At 54.7% G+C, this 6,056-nt stretch carries 4 protein-coding genes and 1 pseudogene; 3 read left to right on the top strand and 2 right to left on the bottom strand.

Features of this window, described 5'->3' with window-relative positions:
• Positions 1–123: 123 nt before the first annotated feature.
• On the bottom strand, positions 124–1,704 hold the full coding sequence (locus MHY22_RS11385; RefSeq protein ID WP_239279385.1) for a helicase-associated domain-containing protein: 1,581 nt from the start codon (positions 1,702–1,704) through the stop codon (positions 124–126).
• A gap of 114 nt (positions 1,705–1,818) precedes the next feature.
• Between MHY22_RS11385 and MHY22_RS11380 the strand changes: the two genes are divergently transcribed.
• The 3 genes from MHY22_RS11380 to pbp2m all read left to right on the top strand — a co-directional run bounded on the left by MHY22_RS11380 (position 1,819) and on the right by pbp2m (position 5,401).
• Positions 1,819–2,679: a LysR family transcriptional regulator gene (locus MHY22_RS11380; RefSeq protein ID WP_012360809.1), complete on the top strand. Its 861-nt coding sequence runs from the start codon at positions 1,819–1,821 to the stop codon at positions 2,677–2,679.
• The gene (locus MHY22_RS11375) at positions 2,676–3,506 is read left to right on the top strand and encodes a serine hydrolase (protein WP_049147775.1); all 831 of its coding nucleotides are present in this window, start codon (positions 2,676–2,678) and stop codon (positions 3,504–3,506) included. The genes MHY22_RS11380 and MHY22_RS11375 overlap by 4 nt, the downstream gene beginning before the upstream one ends.
• A 113-nt stretch (positions 3,507–3,619) precedes the next feature.
• Entirely contained in the window at positions 3,620–5,401 is a 1,782-nt protein-coding gene (pbp2m, locus tag MHY22_RS11370) for a penicillin-binding protein PBP2M (RefSeq protein WP_049063073.1), read from the top strand.
• A gap of 66 nt (positions 5,402–5,467) precedes the next feature.
• On the opposite strand, the pseudogene MHY22_RS11365 reads toward pbp2m, so the two are convergent.
• Positions 5,468–5,848: pseudogene (locus tag MHY22_RS11365) on the bottom strand (IS256 family transposase); the annotation flags it as partial.
• Between the last annotated feature and the right edge of the window lie 208 nt (positions 5,849–6,056).

Raw genomic sequence — 6,056 nt, 5'->3', positions numbered from 1 at the left:
TCCGCCAAGATGCGGTCCTCTACAAGACGGACCACACGATCCTTCGCATCCTGGTCAAATTTTCTTGGCATATTCCAGATTTTCCCATCTACTCAAACGGAACAAAACCTGGGACACTTCACTCTAGCACGGCACGTCCACCGCAGCGATGCGGTGGGGTTGGATCGTGAGGCTCTCCCCGGTGGATTCGAGCACCGCGGAGATGGTGGAGGGGGTCATCATCACGATGGAGATCCAGTCATGGCTGGTGGCACCCGCATAGTCCACGTAGTGCAGGCGCACCTGTGTGCCCGCGGTATAGGCGCGGCGCAGCTCGGACATGATCTCCCGCGGCGAGCGGAAGGTCCGGGTGTCCGAGGCCTTCGTGCCGTCCGCCGGGTCCACGGCGATGGCCTGGTCGTGGGCGCGGCGAAAACCCTCCACGGCGCCGTCGATCTCCGAGGCGATCTCGGTGGAGTCCCCAGTGATGTCCATGATGTTGCGCTGGGGAGTATCCACGCGAGACGGGACACGAGCCGAGTGGGGTTCGGTGGCGGAGCCCTGCTGGAATGCCCTGGTGGCGTCGTCAATCAAATACCGCAGGGACTGGGGAACGGACGAGAGACCGCCGGGGGACATGCGATCCAGGAAGGCCTCGATGTCCTTCCATGGGGCGTCATAGCGCTTCGGCCCGATCAGGCTGAATACGTCGCCTTCGCGGCCGTCCTCGCGCACCAGGGTGGCGGTGAGCCCCAGACGGCGGCGAGACTGCAGGTCGGAGGTCATGCGGAACACCGGGGCAGGCAGCAGGTGAACCTCGTCGTAAATGATTAAGCCCCAGTCGCGGGAGTCGAACAGCTTCAGCGCCCGGTATTCGCCCTTCGACTTGCGCGTGACCACTTGGTAGGTGGCGATGGTCACGGGGCGGATCTCCTTCTTCTCTCCGGAGTATTCGCCGATTTCATCCTCCGTCAGGGAGGTGCGGCGCACTAGCTCGTCCTTCCACTGCCTGCCCGCGACGGTGTTCGTCACCAGGATCAGGGTGGTGGCCTTTGCCTTGGCCATCGAGGCCGCGCCGACCATCGTCTTGCCCGCACCACATGGCAGCACTACCACGCCCGAGCCGCCTTCCCAGAAGCTATCGGCCGCCATCTCCTGGTAGTCGCGCAGCTGCCATTCTTCGTGTTCCTGCGACAGCTCGATGGGGTGTGCCTCGCCGTCGACGTATCCCGCCAGGTCCTCTGCGGGCCAGCCGACCTTCAGCAGTTCCTGCTTGAGCCTGCCGCGCTCGGAAGGGTGCACAACGATCGAGTCCTCGTCGATCTCTGCGCCCAACATGGGCTTGATCTTTTTGTGACGCCGGATCTCCGTCAGCACAGCCCTGTCCGTCGTCTCTAGCACGAGCCCGTGCGCTGGGTGCTTGATGAGCTTCAGCCGCCCGTAGCGATCCATCGTGTCGGCAATGTCGATGAGCAGCGGCTGCGGGGCGGGGAACCGCGAGTAGGTTTCCAGCACGTCCATGATCTGCTCCGCGTCGTGCCCTGCCGCGCGGGCGTTCCACAGCGCCAGCGGGGTGATGCGGTAGGTGTGCACGTGCTCCGGCGCGCGCTCCAGCTCCGCGAACGGTGCCAGCGCGGTGCGCGCCTCCTGCGCCTGTTCGTGGTCGATTTCCAGCAGCACGGTCTTATCCGACTGCACAATGAGCGGTCCGTTTCCAATGCCCACGCTGTGTGTCACTTCCTTTTTGTTTATCGACGCCACCGCGACGGTGTTGCTCAAGCCAAAGACATCATTTTACGCTGCAGTGGTGCGAACTCGTGCTCCACTATACTGAGACCCATGATTGCTCAGACGGGAAATCTGCGCCAATGGCAGTATTTCGTGGCTTTAGCGGAGACCGGTAGTTTTACAGCGGCGGCAGCGCGACTGGGAGTGAGTCAGCCGCCTGTCTCCAATGCCATTAAGCGCTTAGAAGCTGGTGTAGGTACACCGCTATTTATCCGAGGGGCGGGGGAAGTGAAACTAACCGAGGCAGGGTTGACCTTGCTTCCATATGCCCGGGTGATTAATCGCGATCTTCAGACTATGCATTCGATGATTGACGGTATCCGAAGTGGTGCGCAAAGCGGGTTTCGTTTGGCCATCAGTAGTGCGCTTCCAAGCGAGATAGGATCGCGTATTGCAGCAAAGGCACAGCAGCATGATGGAGTAGTTTTGTCGTCACTGCCTTCTGTTGAGATTCTTGCCCGTGTTGAAGAAGGCGCTATTCATGCGGGGCTTGTTCAAGCTCCGGTTCCCTTGGGTACTCACCGCAGTGCGAGGCAGTTTTCTCTGTCACGTGATCTAGTGGTGCCGCCGGGGTATTCAAGGTTGGATAAGACCTTGTCTCAATTGAATCTGCTGGTGGAGAACCTGAATGACAATTCAAGTGCAGCCAGTGGTTTGGCGAGAGAGCTATTTCGGTCGGGTGTGTCTTGCGAAATTAATGATTCAGAGGATGCTCTAGGTAGGGGCTTATTGATTGGAAGAGGGGAGGGGATGTCTTTGGTATTTCGCGGTTTTCACCAGTTTGACAATGCTATTGAGCTTCCTTCCCGTTTCGATTTTTCCGTGGATGTAGTGGTTCGCCGAGGTGGGATGGACAATGGCGCCGAGGCCATGGCGGTCGCCGAAAGAATTTGTCGAAGGATTAACCAATGACTGCACGGATGGAGATGGCCCTGGAAAACGTGTTGATGCGGTCGGGGTGTGAGGGATGGTGGTGTGCATCGCGACTGCACGATGGGGTGACTATCGGACGCAAACAAGACGAGAAAATTACGGTGGCATCCTTATATAAAATCCGGCTCCTCCACCTCACTTTGGAAGCGATTCAACGAGGTGATCTGGATCCTCGTCTTCGTGTTGACGTTGCACCGTCCAAAGGAACTTACGAAGGGTATGGGTTCGCTGCCTTTGATGACGCAGTGAACGTGAGTCTCCGAGACTTAATGAAACAAGTCGCATCGGTGTCAGATAACGTGGCCGCCCACGAGATTTTGCGTCTACTGCCTGCGTGGGCTCGAGAAGCATTTCTTAAACGGTTTCCACCTCATTATGACTTGCAAGATCGGAATAGCTTAGTGACGGCGGAGAAACAATTGCGTCAATATGTTCAATCCCAAGGGGGGAGTAGTACAGATATAGCGTTTTCTGCAGTCTCTTCGTTGGCGGAAATAACTAATGACTTGGAACAGGTTTGGAAAGACGATAGTGCAGCGGTACGTCGATCTATGTGTGAACTCTTGGGGTTGCAGGTGTGGCGTCACCGTGTTCCTTCAGGCTTTCCTCCAAGCGGCGTTGATATCTATGGAAAAACGGGCACTGTAGGACTTCTCCATGGTGAAGCTTCGATTATCCAGGTTGAGGGCGAGGAGCCCATTGTGGTGTCCATCATGCTGAAACAGGTGGTGCCAGAACAAGCAATGAGTACTCACGATGGTGCTATTGGCGAAGTGGCTAGACTGCTCGTGGACGCTCTTCGTTAGAATTTCTGCCACTTGAATACACACTTCTACCATCGCCTATATGTGAATGAAATGAGACAATTGCATTATGTGATATTGGTGGCATCCAATGCGTCTCACTTAACGTCACTCCCATGATGACTAAGCACAATCGTTTCCGTCAGTCGGTGATTGCACTCTGTTCGCTCTCCGCAGTGATGTTGAGCAGCTGTTCAGCTCTACCGTGGGAATCAGACTCAGACGTATTTCTCAAAGCTTTCAACGCGGGAGATGACAGCAAGGCTGCACGGTATCTGGATCATCCAGACCCGGAGCGCGCCCTTCATGAATTTCGGCAGTCACTTCATGGTGTGAAGGTCAACATCGAAACATCTGATATTTCCAATGGAAAGAAGAATACTCATGTGACTTGGTCCAAAGATGGTGTGGAGTTGGAGAGCAATGGTCGGCTCGTCCTTAGTGGACAGGATGGTAAGCCTCAATGGTTGCCTTCGATCTTCGAAGCTCAGTTGAGCGATGATTCCGCACTCTTTTTTGCTGAAGATAAACAGTACGATCTTCCAATTAAAGATCGCTTGGGCAATGAATATATGACCTGGACGAAAGTTATTCAGGTACGAGGTCGCAAAGATATAGCCTCTAGAGCGCAGGAATTGGCCCAGATTTTTGCACCAGTGTCTCCCACAACGACTAAGGAGTGGATCGAGCAGACCTTGGGAGAGTCTCAGGATGAAGACACCGTGCTCCTCACTTTGAGGCAGGAAGAATTCCGGAAGATACAAGAGCAACTTAGGACCTTTGAGGGAATTTCCACTGTGGAGCAGGGGCGTCTCTTAAGCGTGTCCAAAACTCTTAACTCTCCGCTGGATGCTGAATTGAACAAATATTGGGAGTCAGTGCTCGATGCTAATTCAGGATGGTCGATACGCGCTGAGAGTTCACAAGGTATGACGACGGTAGCCTCTGAGCCGCCTCGCCGAGTTCAGCCAATCGCAACCACTCTGGATATCACACTGCAAAGCGCAGCAAAACAAGCAGTGGACAGTGAGCAACGTGCCGCAGTTCTAGTCGTGCTCAATCCTAGAACAGGAGGTGTCCTTGCCGTTGCACAAAATGACAAGGCAAATAACCAAGGGCCAATCGCACTCACCGGGCTATTCCCACCGGGATCGACGTTCAAAACTGTGACCACAGCGGCGGCACTAGAGGCAGGGGCAGTCAGCATGGATGAGGAACTACCTTGTCCTAGCAATATCACCGTCGCTGGACGCAAGATTCCCAACGATCATGACTTCGATCTAGGTAGCGTTCGACTGGAAGAAGCTTTCGCCCAATCATGTAACACAACCCAAGCGGTCATTTCGGATCGTTTGGGAGAAGATGATCTGCAACGGACTGCTTTAGAACTCGGAATTGGCTCCGACTTCGACGTACCAGGGATGACCACACTTACTGGTTCGGTGCCGCGGACACCGGCTGGACCTCCTCGTGTGGAGGCTTCTATTGGACAGGGCGAGGTTCTAGCTAGTCCATTTGGGATTGCGCTCATGCAATCGACTGTCGCTAACGGCGGCTTGCTTGTTCCTCCACAGCTCATTCAAGGCGAACAGACAGTAGTGAATAAACAGGCAGACCAGCATGTCAGCGATACAACTATTCAAAGCCTCCGGACGATGATGAAATCAACAATTGACCACGGTTCAGCTAGGTCGTTGAGTGATCTTAGTGCACTTGGCGGAAAGACTGGTACAGCAGAAATTGATGGCAAGCTTTCCAATGGCTGGTTCGCTGGAACGACAGGGGAATTGGCGATTGCGTCCCTTGTAATCGAAGGAGATTCTTCTCAGCCAGCTGTGGAAATGGCCGGGCGTTTCCTTCGCTCGCCGGATGTTCAGAAATTCTCTGGAATTCAATAAACTTGCGTCATAACCTCTAGCACGGGTTAAGTAAAGAAAAGTGTGTCTTTTCCGGGCGTGTTGCGGTTATTTGATCCAGCCTTTTTGGATGCCGAGGTTGTGTTGGTAGCTGGTGTCGATGGCGGTGTCGTATTCTGCTGGTGCACCGATGTCATTGGTAGTGGCTGTGGTGTTGTGGGTGATCAGGTCTGTTGCTGTGGAAAGTGCGTCTTGACCCCATCGTTGGTCCCTGGCGATCTTGACCGGATCGTCAGGGACTTCTGTATGTAGATACAGCCACCAATCCATCACTGTGCGTTGATGCGGTAGTGATAGTCCGCGGTGTCTGCGGGCTAGTTCTTTTATGGGGGCGTTGATGCCACCTTCGAGGCTGTTTGTTGTTGCTGCAAGGTTGTCGGGGTCGATGGTTGTTGGTGGGGGTTGCAGGTAGGTAAACAGCAGGTCTGAAGTGCCCCGGGTTTTGTTCCTAGGCATTTGCCTTGATTTCTATTATTGCTTGCGGCGGGTGCTGGTCCCAAAATTCGGTTTCCACTTTGAGGTTACCCTCGTTTAGTGGACACCCTATTTGTACGGATCCTGTGTCCGTAGGAGAGGATGTTCATTGTGAGTCAACAGCGCAAGAAGTACACGCCGGAGTACCGGCGTGAAGCCGCGA

Source organism: Corynebacterium sp. ACRPO (genome assembly GCF_022347205.1).
Classification (GTDB): Bacteria; Actinomycetota; Actinomycetes; order Mycobacteriales; family Mycobacteriaceae; genus Corynebacterium.
Note: the sequence above shows the minus strand (reverse complement) of the source record. Positions and strands in the feature narration are given on the sequence as shown.